16 protein-coding genes are annotated in these 19,658 nt (G+C 62.0%); 11 read left to right on the top strand and 5 right to left on the bottom strand.

Features of this window, described 5'->3' with window-relative positions; translation table 11 throughout:
* Window positions 1-11: 11 nt before the first annotated feature.
* The 4 genes from KKY_RS19585 to KKY_RS09950 form a co-directional block, all read right to left on the bottom strand.
* Window positions 12-446, bottom strand: coding sequence for a hypothetical protein (locus KKY_RS19585; protein ID WP_014131214.1), 435 nt, complete (start codon window positions 444-446; stop codon window positions 12-14).
* A gap of 11 nt (window positions 447-457) precedes the next feature.
* Window positions 458-790: an ElaB/YgaM/YqjD family protein gene (locus KKY_RS09960; RefSeq protein ID WP_014131213.1), complete on the bottom strand. Its 333-nt coding sequence runs from the start codon at window positions 788-790 to the stop codon at window positions 458-460.
* A 109-nt stretch (window positions 791-899) separates the two neighbouring features.
* Window positions 900-1,457 carry a sigma-70 family RNA polymerase sigma factor gene (locus KKY_RS09955; RefSeq protein WP_014131212.1) on the bottom strand — a complete coding sequence of 186 codons (558 nt, stop codon included), beginning with the start codon at window positions 1,455-1,457 and terminating at the stop codon, window positions 900-902.
* 9 nt (window positions 1,458-1,466) lie between these two features.
* Window positions 1,467-1,748: a NepR family anti-sigma factor gene (locus tag KKY_RS09950; protein WP_041528689.1), complete on the bottom strand. Its 282-nt coding sequence runs from the start codon at window positions 1,746-1,748 to the stop codon at window positions 1,467-1,469.
* Between the two features lie 91 nt (window positions 1,749-1,839).
* Here KKY_RS09950 and KKY_RS09945 point away from each other — a divergent pair, with 91 nt between their 5' ends.
* The 9 genes from KKY_RS09945 (at window position 1,840) to glgX (ending at window position 15,568) form a co-directional block, all read left to right on the top strand.
* Window positions 1,840-2,637, top strand: a complete 798-nt coding sequence (locus tag KKY_RS09945; RefSeq protein WP_014131210.1) for a response regulator — start codon at window positions 1,840-1,842, stop codon at window positions 2,635-2,637.
* Window positions 2,638-2,712: 75 nt separating this feature from the next.
* Window positions 2,713-2,880 (top strand): DUF1328 domain-containing protein, encoded by a 168-nt coding sequence (locus KKY_RS19985; RefSeq protein WP_014131209.1) that lies wholly within the window; start codon window positions 2,713-2,715, stop codon window positions 2,878-2,880.
* Window positions 2,881-2,964: 84 nt separating this feature from the next.
* Entirely contained in the window at window positions 2,965-3,972 is a 1,008-nt protein-coding gene (locus KKY_RS09935; RefSeq protein WP_014131208.1) for a sensor histidine kinase, read from the top strand.
* A gap of 400 nt (window positions 3,973-4,372) precedes the next feature.
* Window positions 4,373-6,841 (top strand): glycogen/starch/alpha-glucan phosphorylase, encoded by a 2,469-nt coding sequence (locus KKY_RS09930; RefSeq protein ID WP_041529308.1) that lies wholly within the window; start codon window positions 4,373-4,375, stop codon window positions 6,839-6,841.
* Window positions 6,842-6,932: 91 nt separating this feature from the next.
* Window positions 6,933-9,134 (top strand): 1,4-alpha-glucan branching protein GlgB, encoded by a 2,202-nt coding sequence (gene glgB, locus KKY_RS09925; protein WP_014131206.1) that lies wholly within the window; start codon window positions 6,933-6,935, stop codon window positions 9,132-9,134.
* 59 nt (window positions 9,135-9,193) lie between these two features.
* Window positions 9,194-10,465: a glucose-1-phosphate adenylyltransferase gene (gene glgC / locus KKY_RS09920; RefSeq protein WP_014131205.1), complete on the top strand. Its 1,272-nt coding sequence runs from the start codon at window positions 9,194-9,196 to the stop codon at window positions 10,463-10,465.
* On the top strand, window positions 10,465-11,907 hold the full coding sequence (glgA, locus tag KKY_RS09915) for a glycogen synthase GlgA (protein ID WP_041528688.1): 1,443 nt from the start codon (window positions 10,465-10,467) through the stop codon (window positions 11,905-11,907). Before glgC ends, glgA begins: the two co-directional genes overlap by 1 nt.
* The gene (locus KKY_RS09910) at window positions 11,904-13,535 is read left to right on the top strand and encodes an alpha-D-glucose phosphate-specific phosphoglucomutase (RefSeq protein WP_014131203.1); all 1,632 of its coding nucleotides are present in this window, start codon (window positions 11,904-11,906) and stop codon (window positions 13,533-13,535) included. Before glgA ends, KKY_RS09910 begins: the two co-directional genes overlap by 4 nt.
* Before the next feature lie 14 nt (window positions 13,536-13,549).
* On the top strand, window positions 13,550-15,568 hold the full coding sequence (gene glgX, locus KKY_RS09905) for a glycogen debranching protein GlgX (RefSeq protein ID WP_014131202.1): 2,019 nt from the start codon (window positions 13,550-13,552) through the stop codon (window positions 15,566-15,568).
* Window positions 15,569-15,848: 280 nt separating this feature from the next.
* Here glgX and ald read toward each other — a convergent pair whose 3' ends face one another.
* The gene (ald, locus tag KKY_RS09900; protein WP_014131201.1) at window positions 15,849-16,967 is read right to left on the bottom strand and encodes an alanine dehydrogenase; all 1,119 of its coding nucleotides are present in this window, start codon (window positions 16,965-16,967) and stop codon (window positions 15,849-15,851) included.
* Window positions 16,968-17,089: 122 nt separating this feature from the next.
* Between ald and KKY_RS09895 the strand changes: the two genes are divergently transcribed.
* Window positions 17,090-17,554 (top strand): Lrp/AsnC family transcriptional regulator, encoded by a 465-nt coding sequence (locus KKY_RS09895; protein WP_014131200.1) that lies wholly within the window; start codon window positions 17,090-17,092, stop codon window positions 17,552-17,554.
* 100 nt (window positions 17,555-17,654) lie between these two features.
* Window positions 17,655-19,631, top strand: coding sequence for a methyl-accepting chemotaxis protein (locus KKY_RS09890; protein WP_014131199.1), 1,977 nt, complete (start codon window positions 17,655-17,657; stop codon window positions 19,629-19,631).
* The last annotated feature ends 27 nt before the right edge of the window (window positions 19,632-19,658 follow it).

Here is a 19,658-nt window from a genome sequence, read left to right as displayed (position 1 = left end):
GCTGGCACGTTTTAATCGTCGTCGTGATCGCTGCCCGACGTGCCGAAATACCATCCGATGGCAATTGCGGCGACTGCGGGCCAGAAAAGGGGGCCCTTGGCACGGGAAGCAAGGCGGAGCCCCGCCGATGCCAGTGAGACCGTGGAGGCCATCATTGCCGTGTTGGCGGCGTTGCGGCGTCTTTCTTCCTTTTTGCGGTTGTTGCGCGCAATGACGACGGCCAGCGCAATCCCGGCGATGGCGACGAACCCGGCACCCATAAGCAGGGCGGCGCCCAGCGCGCTGGTTTCCTGGGCCAGCCAGATATAGAGCGCGGCAACGAGAAATCCGAGCCCCATCAGCCCGATCAGGCTGATGATGGCATAAGCTGCAACCGACTGCCCCATCGACCGGACGGCCGATGTTGCGCGGCCGGTTACCGCGGCGAAAGGTGCGGTCAGCGCCATGGCGCCGCTCCTTAAAGGATTTTGGAGAGGATGTAGCCGACGCCGGCCGCGATAAGCACTGACTGGATCGGTTTTTCCCGGATCACCGACTTCAGCTCGCCTTCCGCGGCCCCGAAACTGTCCTGGACCTGCTCCAGCGTTTCTTCGCCCTTGCGTTCCGCAGTCTTGCGGAGGCGGCGAGCCTCGGTCTTGGCTTCGTCGGTACGGTATTTGACGACATCGCCCAGTGTGGCCGTTATGGCGGCAATGTCTTCGCGCAGCGCGGCGATTTCGGCATCGAGATCCTTCGCCGGATCGTCGCTATTGGTTTTCGCTGTCCGTGCAGTGGTTGCGGCTCGGGCCATGATTGGCCTCCCATGTTGGAGTTATACCCGCAATCGTAACGCCGGAAAGAAAAAGAGGTTCCGGGCCGCTTGCCCGGAACCCCTTAATTTTGGGCAGTTTTCGCTATTTTCAGGCTGCGCTTGAGGAGGTGAGGTTCATAACACCGACCGCAACGGCGTCGGGACCGAACTCACCATCGCCCTCGAGCTTGAGAATGGCTGCCAGCTGGGTGCGGGCACGGCTGACGCGGCTTTTGATCGTGCCCACGGCACAATCGCAGATCTCGGCCGCTTCCTCGTAGGAAAATCCCGAGGCGCCCACCAGGATAAGCGCTTCGCGCTGATCTTCGGGGAGCTGGTTCACGGCCTTTTTGAAATCTTCCATGTCGAGCCGTCCGACCTGTTCGGGATGGCTCGACAGCTTTTCGGCCATCGCGCCTTCGGGATCGGACACCTCGCGCTTGCGCTTGCGCATCTGGCTGTAGAATTCATTGCGCAGGATCGTGAACAGCCAGCCCTTGAGATTGGTGCCCGGCGTAAACGAGGATCGCTTGTCCCATGCGCGCACAAGGGTTTCCTGGACCAGATCATCGGCCTTGTCGGCTGCACCGACAAGAGACATTGCAAATGCACGAAGGTTGGGAATTACGGCGAGAAGTTCGGCGCGGAAATCGTATGTGTCTGACATGGCCGCCTCCTATTCGGACTTGGACTTGTCATCGTCTCCGAGCTTGCCTAGCAGCTCAAGCAGACGATCGGGAACCGGCTCTGCGACGACGTCGTCGTAGAGTTCGCGCAGCTTGAGCCCAATGAAGGCTTGTGAATCGGCCCCCAGGCTTGGCTTGCCTTCGCTCTCGTGAACCTTTTCGTCCTGATCATCACCAATCATGCTGTTCTTGCTGCTGAGTTGCGTCACGTTTACCCCACAAAGCGACTTGTTGCTGGCTCCGGAAACGTCAAGGGACAAAAAAAGTTCCATGGTTGCGGAACTTTTTGTCAAAGGTGCCGTTATCGGTCCATTGTCGCTGCTTGCGCGTCAAGCGAGACGACTATGCGAGGGAGCTATATTTATGAATCTTGCTGAGTTGATTGCGCCGCACATTCCGTATCTCAGACGTTTTGCGCGGTCGTTGACCGGTAGCCAATCGAGCGGTGACGCATATGTGTCGGCCACGCTTGAGGCACTCGTTGCAGACAGGTCGATTTTTCCGACCGATCTGGATCCCAAGGTCGCCCTGTACAAGGTCTTTTCCCAACTCTGGAAATCGGTCGATATCAATCTGGCCGACCTGCCGCCTGCGGCCCACGCATGGGAAGAGCAGGCCCGCCGCAGTCTGCGTGCGATCGCACCGCTGCCGCGCCAGGCGTTCCTTCTGATGGCGGTGGAGCGGTTCTCCAATGACGAGGGCGCTGAAATTCTCGGTGTCAGCGACGTGGAATTTGCCGATCTCATCGAAACCGCTTCCACCGAGATGGCGCGGCAGGTCGCAACGACCGTTCTTATCATCGAGGACGAGCCGCTGATTGCCATGGACATTGAACAGATGGTGGAATCGCTGGGTCATTCGGTGACAGGCGTTGCGCGGACGCACAAGGAAGCGGTCGAGCTTTTCAACCAGCGCCGCCCCGGGCTGGTTCTTGCCGACATCCAGCTTGCCGATGGCAGCTCGGGCATCGATGCGGTCAACGACATGCTGCGTTCGGCCAGCGTTCCGGTGATCTTCATCACCGCGTTCCCTGAACGTCTTCTGACCGGCGAACGACCCGAACCCGCCTTTCTTGTCACCAAGCCTTTCCAGCCCGACATGGTCAAGGCGCTGGTCAGTCAGGTGCTCTTCTTTTCCGAGCAAATGGAGCAGGCCGCATAAATCGGCACGGCGCCGGAACAACCCGGCGCCCGGTTCGTTCTTTCGTAAGTTCAGTATTTTACGGGAGTACGATCGATGCTTGGTTGGGCACTGGCATTTCTCATTATAGCTATCATCGCCGGCGTTCTCGGATTTGGCGGGATCGCCGGGGCAGCGTCCTCGATTGCACAGATTCTATTCTTTGTATTTCTCGTCGCAATGGTTATTGGTCTCATCATGGGGTTGGCTCGGCGGACACGTTAGCCTCCCCTCGGGACGGAAATCGGACCGCCTGCTGATGCGGTTTAAGTGGGGCTTGTGGAACACTCGGACAAACATGCGTCGACTATGAAGGGTCAGGACAACGGAAAGTCAGGCGGGGGTGCCCTTGAGAGCTCACGCCGCTTCGCGTTTGCCATGCGGGCCCTGAGCCGAACGCCGGTTTCCCTGAGTTATCAGAATCGGGATCTGCTCTATGAGTGGGCGGAAAACCTGCCCGCCGGCATAGAACTGGCGGATGTGCTGGGAAACACAGATGCCGATTTCCTGCCCCGGCTGGCCGCCGAACGCCTCAGGGCCACCAAACTCCATGTCATTGAAACCCGCGAACCCCAAAGGTTCGAGCTGCCGGTCAATATTGGCGGAGAAGTGCGCTGGTTCGACATCTGGATCGATCCCGATCTCGAACCGTCGGGTTCGGCGATGGGGGTCTATTCCACAATCATCGATATCAGCGCCCAGAAGCGCCGCGAAGTCCAACTCAAGAACCTGTTGCGCGAGGTCAGCCACCGCTCGCGCAACCTTCTGGCGATCGTGCTTTCGCTTGCCTCCCAGACTGCGCGCAGCGCCAACAGCATCCCCGGTTTCGTTACCGCGTTTTCAGGGCGATTGCAGGCTATTGCGCGCGCCCAGGACCTGGTAACGGATCGCGACTGGCAAGGGGCGTTGCTCAGCGATTTGATCTCTCGTCAGATCGCGCTTTTCCATCGGGACAATGCCCTCCCTGTCGAACTCAAGGGCGATGATCTCGTGGTCTCACCCAATGCCGCGCTCTATGTGGGGCTCGCCATCCACGAACTGGCGTCCAACGCCGTGCGCAATGGCCAACTCTATCCCGGCGACGGGGCGATCCATGTGGCCTTCAGCGTCGAGTCCCGGTCGGATGGCGGACGTAACCTGGTCGTCAAATGGACCGAGCGTCTCGGTGCTGGAACGACGGCTCACGAGATCGAGCCGCTGACCCGCAAATTCCTCGAAAGCGTCGTGCCCCTGGCGGTGGATGGGATGGGCGAGCTTGCCGTCAACGGCAGCCGCGTGGACTATGCCCTGCGCATAGACGGCAATCACATCACCTGATCCCAACGTTAGGGAAATCCGGTCCCGCAACGAGGAAAGACCGGGAGCCTTTTGGGACTCCCGGCCTTTCTGATAGCGAAAGCGCTTGGGGGAAACGCATCCGCGTTACCTGTGAACGCCGGTTGCTGAAATTGGTTCCGGTCTCGCATAAAAAAAGAGGATCGCCGGGCAGCAATCCTCTTTAGGGTCAGGGCTTGGCACGATGAAGGTAGGGGCGCCTCCATCGGCTGTCCCTAAAACGCGCCCGTGGCCCGCCGGTTCCGTTGTCGCTGCATTTTTTGTTCAACCATGTTGGAAGCGCATGAGCGCCATGACGCTAAAGGTGCTGGAACGCGGCCGGAACTCGTGCAACACTCAAATTCTCTGAGGGGAGGAACAGACATGAACCATGGGTTGCGACATGCCGCAAAAGCCGATCGTTTACGATGCTCCCACACCTCAGCCCCGGGCTAACGATGCTGAAACGCTTCGCAACGAAATCCTCGAAAAGCTGACCTATGCCGTTGGCAAGGATCCCATCGTCGCGCGCCGCACCGATTGGCTGACCGCGACCATCCTGACCATTCGCGACCGGATCATCGACCAATGGATGGAATCGACGCGCGATACGTGGCGGACCTCCCAGAAGCGCGTCTATTATCTCAGCCTTGAATTTCTGATCGGCCGCCTGATGCGCGATGCCGTGTCCAATCTGGGCATGATGGAACAGGTGCGCGAGGCGCTTGGGTCCTTCAACGTGGACCTTGACGAGTTGATCGAGCGCGAGCCCGATGCCGCGCTCGGCAATGGCGGACTTGGCCGTCTTGCCGCGTGTTTCCTTGAATCCATGTCGAGCATAAAGGTGCCCGCATACGGTTACGGCATCCGCTATGTCCATGGGCTTTTCCGGCAGGAAATGAGCGATGGCTGGCAGGTGGAACTGCCCGAGGACTGGCTGGCGCACGGCAATCCCTGGGAGTTCGAGCGGCGCGAAAGCGCTTACGAGATCGGGTTCGGCGGTTCGGTCGAGCCGGTGACACAGCCCGATGGCAGCGTGCGGCAGGTCTGGCATCCGGCCGAGCATCTCAATGCCGTGGCCTTCGATACGCCGGTGGTTGGCTGGCGCGGGGCGCGCGTCAACACGCTGCGCCTCTGGAGCGCCCAGCCGATCGACCCGCTGTTGCTCGACCGGTTCAATTCGGGCGATCATATCGGGGCGCTCGAGGAGAGCGCCAAGGCGGTTTCGATCACCCGCGTGCTCTATCCCGCCGACTCCACACCCGCCGGCCAGGAACTTCGGCTGCGGCAGGAATTCTTCTTCTCCTCGGCCTCGCTGCAGGACATCGTGCGCCGTCATCTCCAGCAATATGGCGATCTGGGGTCTCTGCCCGACAAGGTGGCCATCCAACTCAACGACACCCATCCGGCAATCTCCATTGCCGAGATGATGCGTATCCTGATGGATGTGCAGGGGCTGGCCTGGAACGAGGCGTGGAAACTGACCAAGGGCATTTTCTCCTACACCAACCACACCCTGTTGCCCGAGGCGCTGGAAACATGGCCGGTGGCGCTGCTCGAGCGGCTGTTGCCGCGCCAGATGCAGATTGCTTATGCCATCAACGCCATGGTGCTCGAGGAAGCGCGTGAAAAGGGGCTCGAGGATTCCCGGATCGCGGCGATTTCCCTGATCGACGAGAATGGCGGGCGCCGGTTGCGCATGGGGCAGTTGGCGTTCGTGGGGTCGCATTCGATCAACGGCGTTTCCGCGCTGCATACCGAATTGATGAAACAGACGGTGTTTGCCGATCTGCACAAGCTCTACCCCGACCGCATCAACAACAAGACCAATGGCGTCACCCCGCGCCGCTGGCTGATGCAGTGCAATCCGGCGCTGACAAGGCTGATTTCCGAGCGCATCGGCCCCGATTTCCGGGACGATATCGAACAGCTTATCAAGCTCGACGCTCACGCCGAGGACAAATCGCTCCAGGACCAGTTCGCAGGTGTCAAGCGCGGCAACAAGGAGCGTCTGGCGGCGCTGATCAAGGAGCGGGCGGGAATTTCGGTCTCACCCGATGCGCTGTTCGACATCCAGATCAAGCGCATTCACGAATACAAGCGGCAATTGCTCAACATCATGGAAGCGGTGGCTCAGTACAACATGATCCGCGCCCATCCCGAAAAGCGCTGGGTGCCGCGGGTCAAGGTGTTCGCGGGCAAGGCGGCGCCGAGCTACTGGAACGCCAAGCTCATCATCAAGCTCATCAACGACGTCGCCAAGGTCATCAACAACGACCCGGCGGTGCGCGGGCTTCTGAAGGTGGTGTTCCTTCCCAATTACAATGTGTCGCTGGCCGAAACCATCATCCCGGCGGCCGATCTGTCCGAACAGATCTCCACCGCCGGCATGGAAGCGTCGGGGACCGGGAACATGAAGTTCGCGCTCAACGGGGCGTTGACCATCGGCACGATGGACGGGGCCAATGTCGAGATGCGCGAGCGGTTAGGCCCTGAAAACATTGTGATTTTCGGAATGACCGCCGACGAGGTCGATGACGTTCGCGCCCAGAACCGCGCCCCGCGCGAAATGATCGAAGCCAGTCCGACGCTGCGCGAAGTTATCGAAGCGATCGGGTCGGGTGTGTTCTCTCCGGACGACCGGGCGCGTTATCGCTCCCTGATGGACGGGCTTTACGACCATGACTGGTTCATGGTGGCACGCGATTTCGATGCCTATTGCGCCGCGCAGCGCAAGGTCGATACGCTCTGGAGCGACCGCACGGTCTGGAACGCCATGGCCATCCGCAATACGGCCCGAATGGCCTGGTTTTCCTCGGATCGCACGATCCGCGAATACGCCGACGATATCTGGGGAGCGCCGCACATTTGACGATTTGACTGCGGGACGCCGGAACTGAGGGGTCCCTGGCGGGTTCATAACAAGACACTGACGCGCTGACGTCAGAGGGGGAGTAGAACACTTGGCAAAAAAGCAGTCCGGTTGGCAGGCCGATCCCAAACAGATCGCTCGCGTGGTGAGCGGCCAGCACGACGACCCGTTCTCCATTCTGGGCCTGCACGAGAGTGACGGCCAATGGACACTCCGTGCACTCGTGCCCCACGCCCAATGGATCGAGGCGCGCACGCTCGACGGCAAGGCCTTGGGAAAGCTGGAAAAAAGGGACGATGCGGGATTTTTCGAAGGCCGTGTGGCCATGGACCGTTTTCAGCCCGTACTCTACCACGCCGGCAATGAGGGGGGAGAGTGGGATGTGATCGATCCCTATTCCTTCGGTCCGGTGCTCGGCCCGATGGACGATTATTACATCGGCGAGGGGTCCCATCTGCGTCTGTTCGACAAGATGGGCGCCCATTTCATGACATTCGAGGGCGTTGAAGGCACCCATTTCGCCGTCTGGGCACCGAACGCGCAGCGGGTTTCGGTGGTGGGCTCGTTCAACGACTGGGACGGTCGGCGCCATCCGATGCGGCGGCGCAACGAAATCGGCATCTGGGAAATCTTCCTGCCCGGCGTCCTGCCCGGCGCCCAGTACAAATACGAGATCCTCGGCAAAGCGGGGAACCTGCTGCCGCTCAAGGCAGACCCCTACGCTCAGCAAACGGAGATGCGGCCAAAGACCGCCTCGGTGGTGGCCGATCCGACGCCGTTCGCCTGGACCGATAACGCCTATATGGAAGCGCGTAAGTCGCGCGACTACCGGCGCGAGCCGATGAGCGTTTATGAGGTCCATCTCGGTTCGTGGCGCAAACGGCCCGATGGCGGCTTCTTGAGCTATGACCAGCTTGCCGACCAGCTTGTGCCCTATGCGGCGGACATGGGGTTCACCCATATCGAATTGCTGCCGATCTCCGAGCATCCCTACGATCCGAGCTGGGGCTATCAGCCCACCGGGCTGTATGCGCCGACGGCCCGGTTCGGCGATCCGGCCGGGTTCGCCCGGTTCGTCGATGCGGCCCACAATGCGGGGCTGGGGATCATCCTCGATTGGGTGCCCGCCCATTTCCCGACCGACGAGCACGGACTGGCCAAGTTCGACGGCACCGCGCTTTACGAACACGCCGATCCGCGTCAGGGCTACCACCCGGACTGGAACACGGCGATCTACAATTTCGGGCGCAAGGAAGTCTCGAGCTTTCTGACCAACAATGCGCTCTACTGGCTGGAAAAATTCCACATCGACGGGCTGCGGGTCGATGCGGTGGCGTCCATGCTCTACCTGGATTATTCGCGCCAGCCGGGCCAGTGGGTGCCCAACAGCCAGGGCGGCAACGAAAATATAGAGGCGATCGCCTTCCTCCAGCGCGTCAATGCGGAGACCTATGGCAACCACCCCGGCACGTTCACGGTGGCGGAGGAATCGACGAGCTGGCCGGGCGTGACCGCGCCGACCTATGCCAAAGGGCTGGGGTTCGGGTTCAAGTGGAACATGGGGTTCATGAACGACACGCTGCGCTACATGCAGCGTGAGCCGATCCATCGCCGCTTCCATCATCACGACCTGACGTTCGGGCTGCTCTACGCGTTCTCGGAGAATTTCACCCTGCCGCTCAGCCATGACGAGGTGGTCCATGGCAAGGGTTCGTTGCTCACGAAAATGCCGGGCGACGACTGGCAGAAGTTTGCGAACCTTCGCGCCTATTACGCCTTCATGTGGGGCTATCCGGGCAAGAAACTGCTGTTCATGGGGCAGGAGTTCGCCCAGCGCGAGGAATGGAACGAGGCCCATGCGCTCGACTGGTGGCTGCTCGACGCGCAGTTCCACGAGGGGGTGCGGCGGCTGGTGTCGGACCTCAACACCGTATATCGCGAACTCCCGGCGCTGCACGGCCGGGATTGCGAACCCGAGGGGTTCGAATGGATCATCGCCAACGATCAGGCCAATTCCGTTTTGGCCTGGGTGCGCAAGGCACCCGATGCAGCGCCGGTGGTGGTCATCACGAACCTGACGCCGGTTCCGCGCGAAAAATACCGGCTGCCCATGCCGGCCGCGGGGCGGTGGATCGAGCGCATCAACACCGACGCCGGCTGGTATGCCGGCTCCAACACCGGCAATCAGGGCGTGGTCAACGCAACCAAAGGCAATGAATTCGGTTATCCGGCAACTGCGGAAATCGTTCTGCCGCCGCTGTCGACCCTCATCCTGCAATTTGAACCGGAATAGGCAAAACAATAATCGCCGCCGGAGAGGGACCAGCCGGAGGCGCAACAAAGGAGAGGATCATGGTCGACAAGAAGAACCCGGCGCCGCTTGCCCGCGACGCCATGGCCTATGTCCTGGCGGGCGGGCGCGGCACGCGGCTCATGGAATTGACCGACCGGCGGGCCAAGCCGGCGGTCTATTTCGGGGGGAAGTCGCGCATCATCGATTTTGCGCTGTCCAATGCCATCAATTCGGGCATTCGCCGCATTTCGGTGGCCACCCAATATCAGGCGCACAGCCTGATCCGGCATCTCCAGCGCGGCTGGAACTTCCTGCGCACCGAGCGTAACGAGAGCTTCGACATCCTGCCGGCCAGCCAGCGGGTGGCCGAGGACATGTGGTATGCGGGGACCGCCGATGCGGTCTATCAGAACATCGATATCATCGACGACTACAACACCAAATACATCGTCATCCTGGCCGGCGACCACGTTTACAAGATGGACTACGAGATCATGCTGCGCCAGCATGTGGACACCGGCGCCGACGTGACCGTGGGCTGTCTCGAAGTGCCCTCGAGCGAGGCTTCGGCGTTCGGCGTGATGCATGTGGACGGGCGCGACCGGATCGTCGAGTTCATGGAAAAGCCCAAGGACCCGCCCTCGATCCCCGACAAGCCGGGCATCTCGCTGGCCTCGATGGGCATTTACGTCTTCGAGACCAAATTTTTGATGGACCAGTTGCGCCGCGATGCGGCGGCCGAAGGGTCGAGCCGCGATTTCGGCAAGGACATCATTCCCCATATCGTTGCAAAGGGCACCGCCTGGGCGCACAGGTTTCCGCGCTCCTGCGTGCGCTCGGAACACGAGCAGGTTTCCTACTGGAAGGATGTGGGGACGATCGACGCCTATTGGGAAGCCAATACCGACCTCACCGACATCACGCCCCAGCTCGATCTGTACGACCGCGAATGGCCGATCTGGACCCATGCGGAGATCACGCCGCCCGCCAAGTTCGTCCACGATATCGACGGACGGCGCGGACAGGCGATTTCCTCGCTCGTTTCGGGCGATTGTATCGTTTCGGGTGCCCAGTTGCGGCGCACGCTGCTGGCGACCGGCGCACGGGTCAATTCCTATTCCGAGCTCAACGAGGCGGTGGTCCTGCCTCAATGCACCATCGGGCGCGGCGTGCGACTCAGCAAGGTGGTTGTCGATGCGCGGGTGGAAATTCCCGAAGGGCTGGTGGTCGGGGAGGACCCCGAATTCGATGCCAAATGGTTCCGGCGCACCGAGAGCGGCGTCACCCTCATCACCCAGCCCATGATCAACCGGTACCTTGCTTCGAAATGATGGACGTTCTCTCTGTCACCTCCGAAATCTACCCGCTGGTCAAGACCGGGGGGCTGGCCGATGTGGCCGGGGCGCTGCCGGCGGCGCTGGCCGATCACGACGTCGCCATGCGCACGCTGGTGCCCGGCTATCCGCAGGTCAAGGCGGCCATCAAGCGCGGACGGACCGTTGCAACTTTCGATGACCTGTTCGGCGGGCGGGCGGAACTGATCGCGGCCCGGGTGGCCGGGCTCGACCTCATCGTGCTCGATGCCGGACATCTGTTCGACCGGCCGGGCGGCATCTATGTCGACCAGACCGGCGCCGACTGGCCCGACAACTGGCAGCGTTTCGGCGCGCTCTCATGGGTGGCGGCGGAGCTGGCGAGGGGGCTTGTCGAAGGCTACCGGCCCGCCATCATCCACGCCCATGACTGGACGGCGGCCATGGCGGCGGCCTATGTGGCGTTCGGTGGCGATACCCGGACCAAGGTGATCCTCACCATCCACAATATCGCCTTCCAGGGGCAGTTCGGGGCGGATATCTTTCCCCATCTGCGCCTGCCGGCGCAGGCTTTCGACATGTCTGGCGTCGAATATTACGGGGGTGTCGGGTTCCTCAAGGGCGGCATGCGCTGTGCCCACGCCATCACCACCGTCAGCCCCACCTATGCGCGCGAAATCCGCACGCCCGAATATGGCATGGGGCTGGAAGGGCTGCTCAATGAGCGCGGGCACGATCTTTACGGCATTCTCAACGGGATCGATGCGACAGCCTGGAATCCGCAGACCGACCCCGAACTGCCCGCCCATTATGGCGCCGCCAACACCAAGGCCCGGGCCACCAACCGCGCGGCGCTGGCCGAGCGCTTCGGGATCACGGCGGAGGCGGGGCCGCTGTTCGGGCTGGTTTCGCGCCTGACCTGGCAAAAGGGCATCGATATCGTTGCCGAAAATGTCGACTGGCTGGTCTCGCTTGGCGGCTCTCTTGCGGTGCTGGGCTCGGGCGACGTCCAGCTCGAAGCGGCGATGTCTGACGCGGCGTCGCGCCACCCGGGACGGGTGGGGTTCGTCAAGGGTTATGACGAGGCGCTGTCCCATCTGATGCAGGGGGGCACGGATGTGATCCTTGTGCCCTCGCGTTTCGAGCCATGCGGGCTGACCCAACTCTACGGCCTGCGCTACGGCGCCATTCCTCTGGTCAGCCGCGTGGGCGGGCTGGCCGATACGGTAATCGACGCCAATGAGGCGGCGGTTGAAGCAGGGGTTGCGACCGGCGTGCAATTCTCCCCGGTCGACGGGCCGGCGCTGGGCGAAGCGATTTCGCGCACCGTCGCGCTCTACCAACGGCCCGACATCTGGGCCCGCATGCAGCGCAAGGGCATGAAGACCGACGTTTCATGGACCAACAGTGCCGGAAAATATGCCGCGCTCTATCAGAAGATCTTGGGGGAAGCCCAGTGAGCATCAGGACCGTCTCCACAACGCCTTTTTCCGACCAGAAGCCGGGGACCTCGGGGCTGCGCAAGCGGGTCAGCCACTTCCAGCAGCCCAATTATGTCGAGAACTTCGTCCAGTCGCTGTTCGACAGCCTGCCGGGCCGGGAAGGCCAGACGCTGGTGATCGGGGGGGACGGGCGCTATTTCAACGACACCGTCATCCAGATCGTCATCCGCATGGCGGCGGCGAACGGGTTCGGCAAGGTGATGGTCGGGCAGGGGGGGATTTTATCGACCCCGGCGGCGTCCCACATCATCCGCCATTACAAGGCGTTCGGCGGGATCGTGCTTTCGGCCAGCCACAACCCGGGCGGGCCGGACGGCGATTTCGGGATCAAGTACAACGCGTCCAATGGCGGGCCGGCGGCTGAAAAGATCACCGATGCGGTCTATGCGCGGTCCATGGAAATCACCCAGTATAAGAGTGTCGATACCGCCGATATCGACCTTGGCCAGATCGGGGTGCACGACGTTTCGGGCATGAGCGTCGAGGTGATCGATCCGGTGGCCGACTATGTGGCGCTCATGGAAACCCTTTTCGATTTCGACGCCATCGCGGCGATGTTTGCGGCGGGTTTCACCATGCGGTTCGATGCCATGCACGCGGTGACCGGGCCCTACGCAAAGGCGATCATCGAGGGCCGGTTGGGCGCATCGCAGGGCACTGTGGTCAACGGCATCCCGCTCCCCGATTTCGGCGGGGGACACCCCGATCCCAACCTCGTCCATGCCAAGGACCTTTACGATCTGATGATGAGCCCGGACGCGCCCGATTTCGGCGCGGCGTCCGATGGCGATGGGGACCGTAACCTCATTATCGGGAAAAACCGGTTCGTCACCCCCTCGGATTCGCTGGCGCTCTTGGCCGCCAACGCCCATCTCGCGCCCGGATACAGCAACGGGCTGGCGGGTATCGCCCGCTCGATGCCGACCAGCGCGGCGGCCGACCGGGTGGCGCAAAGGCTGGGGATCGCGCTTTACGAGACGCCCACGGGCTGGAAATTTTTCGGCAATCTGCTCGATGCCGGGCAGGTGACCATCTGCGGCGAGGAAAGCGCCGGGACGGGATCGGATCATGTGCGCGAAAAGGACGGGCTGTGGGCCGTGCTGCTCTGGCTCAACATTCTCGCTTCGCGCAAGCAGGGCGTCGACGAGATCGTGCGCGAGCATTGGGCGACCTATGGGCGCAATTATTATTCGCGGCACGATTACGAAGAGGTCGATGCCGACGATGCCCGCGCGCTGATGACCGATCTGCGCACCAAGCTTCCGGGCCTGCTCGCCAACGGGTTGGACGGGCGCAAGGTGATCCTTGCCGACGATTTTTCCTATAACGACCCGGTGGACGGCTCGACCGCCACGGGACAGGGGTTGCGCATCGGGTTCGATGACGGTTCGCGCATCGTCTTCCGGCTGTCGGGAACCGGAACGGTCGGGGCGACTTTACGGGTTTACATCGAGCGGTTCGAGCCCGGCGACGGCACGCATGACAGGGATACCCAGGAGGCTCTTGCCGACCTGATCGCACTGGCCGATGCTGTCGCCGAGATCAAGGCCCGTACCGGCCGCGATGCTCCAACGGTCATAACCTGACGGAAAGTCCCCAAATGTCACGAGACAAGCAGCCTGCCTCACCCGCGCCGCTCGGCGCGACGGTGACCGATGCCGGTGTGGATTTCGGGGTCTATTCAGAGACCGCCGAAAAGATCTGGGTGTGCCTGTTCGACAGTCAGGACGAGGAAACCGACCGGATCGAGCTCACCCGTGACCAAGCCAATCGCTGGTCGGGGCATGTGGCGGGGATCGGCGAAAATGCCAGCTACGGGCTGCGCGCCGACGGGCGGTACGATCCGGCGCAGGGCTATTATTTCGATCCCAACAAGCTTCTGGTCGATCCTTACGCGCGGCGCATCGACAGGACGTTCGTGCGCAGCCCGAAATTGCGGCTGGCGCGCGATGAATCGGTCGATACCGCCCCTCTGGTGCCCAAGGCGCTGGTGCAGGGGCCGGTGCGCGAGCCGCTCTGGGAGCCCGATACGAGCCGTCCGCACCTGATCTACGAGCTCAATGTCCGCCCCTTCACCATGCGCCACCCTTCGGTGCAGGGACCGCTGCGGGGAACGCTGGCGGGGATGACGACGGGGTATGTCGTCGATCACCTCAGGCATATGGGGGTGGATGTGGTCGAACTGATGCCGATCGCCGGGTGGATCGATGACGGGCACCTGCCCTCGCTGGGGCTGACCAATGTGTGGGGGTATAACCCCATCACCTATTTCGCCACCGATCCGCGCATCATCCCGCGCGGGCCGCAATCGTTGCGGCATATGGTCGAGACCTATCGCGAAGCGGGGATCAGGGTGGTGCTCGACGTGGTTTACAACCACACGGGCGAAGGGGATTCCCAGGGGCCGGTCATTTCGATGAAGGGGCTCGATGCACTGACCTATTACCGCCATGTCGAAGTCGATGGGGCGATGGAACTGGTCAATGATGCGGGCACCGGCAACACGCTGCGCTGCGACCATCCGGCGGTGCAGGACCTTGTGATCGACAGTCTACGCTATTGGGTGACCGAATTCGGGATCGCGGGGTTCCGGTTCGACCTGGCGACGGTTCTGGGGCGGTCGCTGGACGGGTTCTCGCGCGATGCCGAACTGCTCGAACGCATCAGGACCGACGACATCCTCAAGGACTGCCTGTTGATCGCCGAGCCGTGGGATCCCGGTCCGGGGGGCTATCATGTCGGCCAGTTCGGCGAGCCGTTCATCGAATGGAACGACCAGTACCGCGACACGGTGCGCAAATTCTGGCGTGGCGAGGACCACATGATCGGGGCATTGGCGGGAAAGCTGGCCGGCTCGGCCGACCAATTCAACCATGACGGGCGCAAGCCCTCGGCCAGCGTCAATTTCCTTGCCGCCCATGACGGGTTCACGCTGGCCGACCTGGTTGCCTACGAAAACAAGCACAACGACGCCAATGGCGAGGACAATCGCGACGGGCACAACGCCAATTATTCCTGGAACAACGGCGCCGAGGGTGAGACCGATGACGAGGCGATCAACACGGCGCGCAGAAATGACGTAAGAGCTTTACTGGCCACGCTTTTCGTCTCGCATGGCTCACTCATGTTAACGGCCGGCGACGAGTTCGGGCGCAGCCAGGGCGGCAACAACAACGCCTATGCCCAGGACAATGAGATCACCTGGCTGGACTGGGAAAACGCCGATGGCGACCTCGTCAATTTCGTCGCCGGCCTTTCCGACATGCGCCGCAATCACCCGGCCTTCAGGAGCGACAAGTTCCTGACAGGGGAGAAATCTGACGGGTTCAAGGACGTCATGTGGGTCCGCGCGGACGGGGCGGAAATGACCGAAGACGACTGGAACCGACCGGATTCCGGCGTTTTGGGGATGTTCCTGCACGAGGAGGGCGAGATCTTGCTGGCCTGGTTCAACAGGCTGCGCGAGGAAATCGAGGTCGTCCTGCCACCCGAACAGGGACTCAATTTCGAGGTCGCGCTGGTTTCGGCGATCGATGCCGAGATCGTCATCGAGAACGCAAGGCTGACATTGCCACCGCGCAGCGTCGTCATTCTGGCGCATGCCAACGGAAAATCGTGAATCGCTCCTCATTCGATTGTGGCCAAACTTGCGTTTGTCGATTTTGGAGATGCTGCTGGACCCTGGGAACAAGTCCCGGAGGCCAGCAGGTTGAGTGAGGACGGAGCGTTTCGTACTCAATTGCCATTCCGGCATTTATTGCCGGAATCCGGTGCATCGCATGCCCAAAAAGCCAGACTAGACCCGCTCAGGATTTGATTGAATCAAATCCTTGGCTCTAAGCCTTTGTTTTATCGCGTGTCCGAACCGCAAAACCGTTTCCACTTTTGCTGGACACGCTCTAGCCCGCAACCACTTCCTCGGCCGGCCGGTACTCATACCCCAGAACCTCGGCGACGGGTTCGCAGGTCACGGCCCCATGCGCCACGTTCAGCCCGTTGCGCAGATGGGTGTCGTCGGCCAGCGCCTTTTTCCAGCCCTTGTTGGCCAGCGCCAAAGCGAAGGGCAGGGTGACGTTGTTGAGGGCATAGGTGGATGTACGCGCCACCCCGCCGGGCATGTTGGCCACGCAATAATGGACGATATCGTCGACCACATAGGTGGGGTCGGCATGGGTCGTGGGCCTTGAGGTTTCAAAACAGCCGCCCTGATCGATGGCCACATCGACAAGCACCGCGCCGGGCTGCATTGTGGCCAGCATGTCCCGCGTCACCAGTTTGGGTGCCGCCGCACCGGGCACCAGCACGGCCCCGATCACCAGATCGGCCTCGGCTATGGCGGTCGCGACCGCCGCGCGATTGGAATAGAGCACGCGGGCCGAAGCGCCGAAATGGTTCGAGAGGCGTTCGAGCGCTGCGGGGCTCTTGTCTAAAATTGTCACATCGGCCTGCATGCCCACGGCCATCTGCGCGGCGTGAAAGCCCACGACGCCACCGCCCAGCACGGCCACCTTGGCCGGGTGAACGCCGGGAACGCCGCCCAGCAACACGCCGCGTCCGCCATGGGATTTTTCCAGCGCCGTCGCGCCGGCCTGAATGGACATGCGCCCGGCCACCTGGCTCATGGGCTTGAGCAGGGGCAGGCTGCCGGCCGGGTCGGTCACCGTCTCATAGGCAATGCAGACGGCGCCCGATCTCACGAGGTCCGCGGTCTGTTGCGGATCGGGGGCGAGGTGAAGATAGGTAAACAGGATCTGGCCATCGGAAAGCATGGCGCGCTCGGCGGCCTGCGGTTCCTTGACCTTGACGATCATTTCGCTTTTCGAAAAGACGGCCCCGGCATCGGGGGCGATTTTGGCACCGGCGGCCTCGTATGCCGCGTCGGTGGCGCCGATCCCGGCGCCGGCACCGGTCTCGACAAGAACTTCATGGCCTGCAGCGCTCAGTTCGGCGGCGCTTTCCGGGGTCAGGCCGACCCGATATTCATGGTTCTTGATTTCTCTCGGCACGCCGATACGCATGTCGATCTCCTCTTCTTGTGAAGATGACAGTGTAACGCCGCTTGGGCACAGTAGCGTTGCAGATTGCGCAGCAATTATTTAGAGATACGGGATGGTATTGCGCCAAAGAGACGGAATGCGTGATGAAATTGCCCATTGATGAAATCGACCGCAAAATCCTGCGGTTCATCCAGGCGGATTCCGCGCAATCGATGGTGGAATTGGGAGACCGGGTGGGGCTCTCGGCTTCGGCCTGTCACAGACGGCTCAAGGCGCTCGAGGAGCGTGGGTTTGTCGCCGGATATCGCGCTGTCCTGAATCGCTCGAAACTGGGCCTTTCGATGCAGTTCTTCATCGAGCTTTCGCTGACCAGTCAGTCCGACAAGACGTTCGAGGCGTTCGAGCGGGCGGTGCGTGACATCCCCGAAATTCTCGAATGCCATCTGATGGCCGGGCAGTCCGACTATATCCTGCGGGTCGTCTGCCAGGATGCGGCGGCGTTCGAGCGGCTGCATCGCGAACTTGTGGCGCGGCTGCCCGGTGTGGCGCGCATCCACTCAAACTTGAGTATTCGTGAAGTCAAAGAATGGAGCAGTCTGCCGGTATAGTTGCGCTTTTGCCCTCACAAACGCGGTATTCGAGTGGGAATTTTATGAAAATTTAATTTTAATACCTGTTTGTTTGCGTATCAAACGCTGCAGGTGCTCCATGAAATTCTCCCGTCCAAGTATCAAGAACATAAAGCTGTCCACTTCGGTGGTTTTTCTGTTTCTCGCGGTTCTTGCATTATCGATTGGAAGTATTTTCTGGCTCGTGGATAGCGAGTTGCGATCCGAGATCGCCCGCACCGCGCACGACAACCAGCAATCGAACCTGCGCGTGGCGGCCACGATGCTCGCGGACGCTGTGGAGGGCGGCGAGGTCGTCTGGAACAGCGATAACGAGGTTTCCGGTGTAACGCTTCCCGCCATTCCCGAATTCACCGACAATGCGCTGATCGACAAGATTACGCAGGTGACCGGGGAGACGGCGACCGTCTTTGTGTGGGACGAGGAAACGCAGGATTTCTGGCGCCGCACCACCAATATCATCAAGCCCGACGGGACCCGCGCCATCGGAACCGAACTGGGCCAGAGCGGGGCCGTCTATCCGGTGGTGATGGACGGACGGACCTTCCTTGGCGAGGCCATCATCCTGGGCAATCCCTATTTCACCGCTTATCAGCCGATCATGAGCCCCGACGGCGATATTCTGGGCATCCTTTATGTGGGCGTGGAAAAGGCCAAGATCGTTGCGTTGCAGGATCAGGTGCTGATGCTGCTGGGCGGGCTGTCGCTGGCCGTGCTCGTCGTGGCCGGAGGCATCGTGCTTGTCGTCTCGCGCCGTCTGATGCGTCCGCTGGGGCGGCTGGCAGCGGCAATGGAAGAGGTCGCCACCGACCCCGTCAGCGCGCAGGTGCCCTATACCGGCCAGGGCAACGAGGTGGGGCTTATGGCGCGGTCGGTGGAAGTGTTCCGCCAGAACGGGGTCCGCGTGGCCGAAATGACCGATGCGGAACGCCAGACGAGTGAAATGCGCCGGGCCGAGCGTGCCGCCATGATGGAGCAATTGCGCGATGCGTTCGGGGCGGTGGTCGATGCCGCTATCGAGGGCGATTTCAGCCGCAGGGTGGACGAGACCTTCCCCGACGAGCAGCTTAACGCGCTGGCCCGGAGCGTGAACGGGCTCGTCTCGACCGTCGCCAACGGGCTCGATGAAACCGGGGAGGTGCTGGCCGCGCTGGCGCAGACCGACCTGACGCGGCGGGTGACGGGCGAGTACAGCGGGGCCTTCGACAAGCTCAAATCCGATACCAATGCGGTGGCCGACAAATTGACCGAGATCGTCGGGCGGTTGCGCCAGACCTCGCGCTCGGTGCGCACCGCGACGGGCGAAATCCTTTCGGGCGCCACAGACCTGGCCGACCGCACGACGCGGCAGGCCGCGACCATCGAGGAAACCTCGGCGGCCATGGAAGTGGTGGCCGCGGCCATCGCGTCGAACGCCCAGCGGGCGCAGCAGGCGCTCGAACGGGTCAACGAGGTTTCCGAGCTTGCCGGCAATGGCGGCGAGGTGATGGGCGAGGCCACGACGGCCATGGAGCGCATCACCACGTCTTCGGGCAAGATCTCGACAATCATCGGGATGATCGACGACATCGCGTTCCAGACCAACCTTCTGGCGCTCAACGCTTCGGTGGAAGCGGCGCGGGCCGGGGAAGCGGGCAAGGGGTTCGCGGTCGTCGCCATCGAGGTGCGCCGGCTGGCGCAATCGGCGGCGCAGGCGTCGTCCGAGGTCAAGGCGCTGATCGAACAGAGCGCCAGCGAAGTGGGTGGCGGCTCGAAACTCGTACGCGACGCGGCGGGCATGCTCGAACAGATGCGCGAGGCGATCATGGCCAATGCCCGATTGATGGGCGAAGTCGCCAGCGCCAATCGCGAACAGGCGGATTCCATCTCCGAAGTGAACAGGGCGGTGGGCCAGCTCGACGAGATGACCCAGCACAATGCCGCGCTTGTCGAGGAGACGAACGCGGCAATCGAGCAGACCGAGGCGCAGGCCCGCCAGCTCGACGACATCGTCGATATCTTCCGGGTCACCGAGGGCGCTCGCGAGCGGACGCAGCCGGCGGTGCGGGCGGCCTAGCGCCGGCATTGCCCAAGGCAAGACCAA

It is taken from the genome of Pelagibacterium halotolerans B2 (assembly GCF_000230555.1).
In the GTDB taxonomy this organism is placed as follows: domain Bacteria; phylum Pseudomonadota; class Alphaproteobacteria; order Rhizobiales; family Devosiaceae; genus Pelagibacterium; species Pelagibacterium halotolerans.
This window is presented reverse-complemented; position numbering and strand designations above follow the sequence as displayed.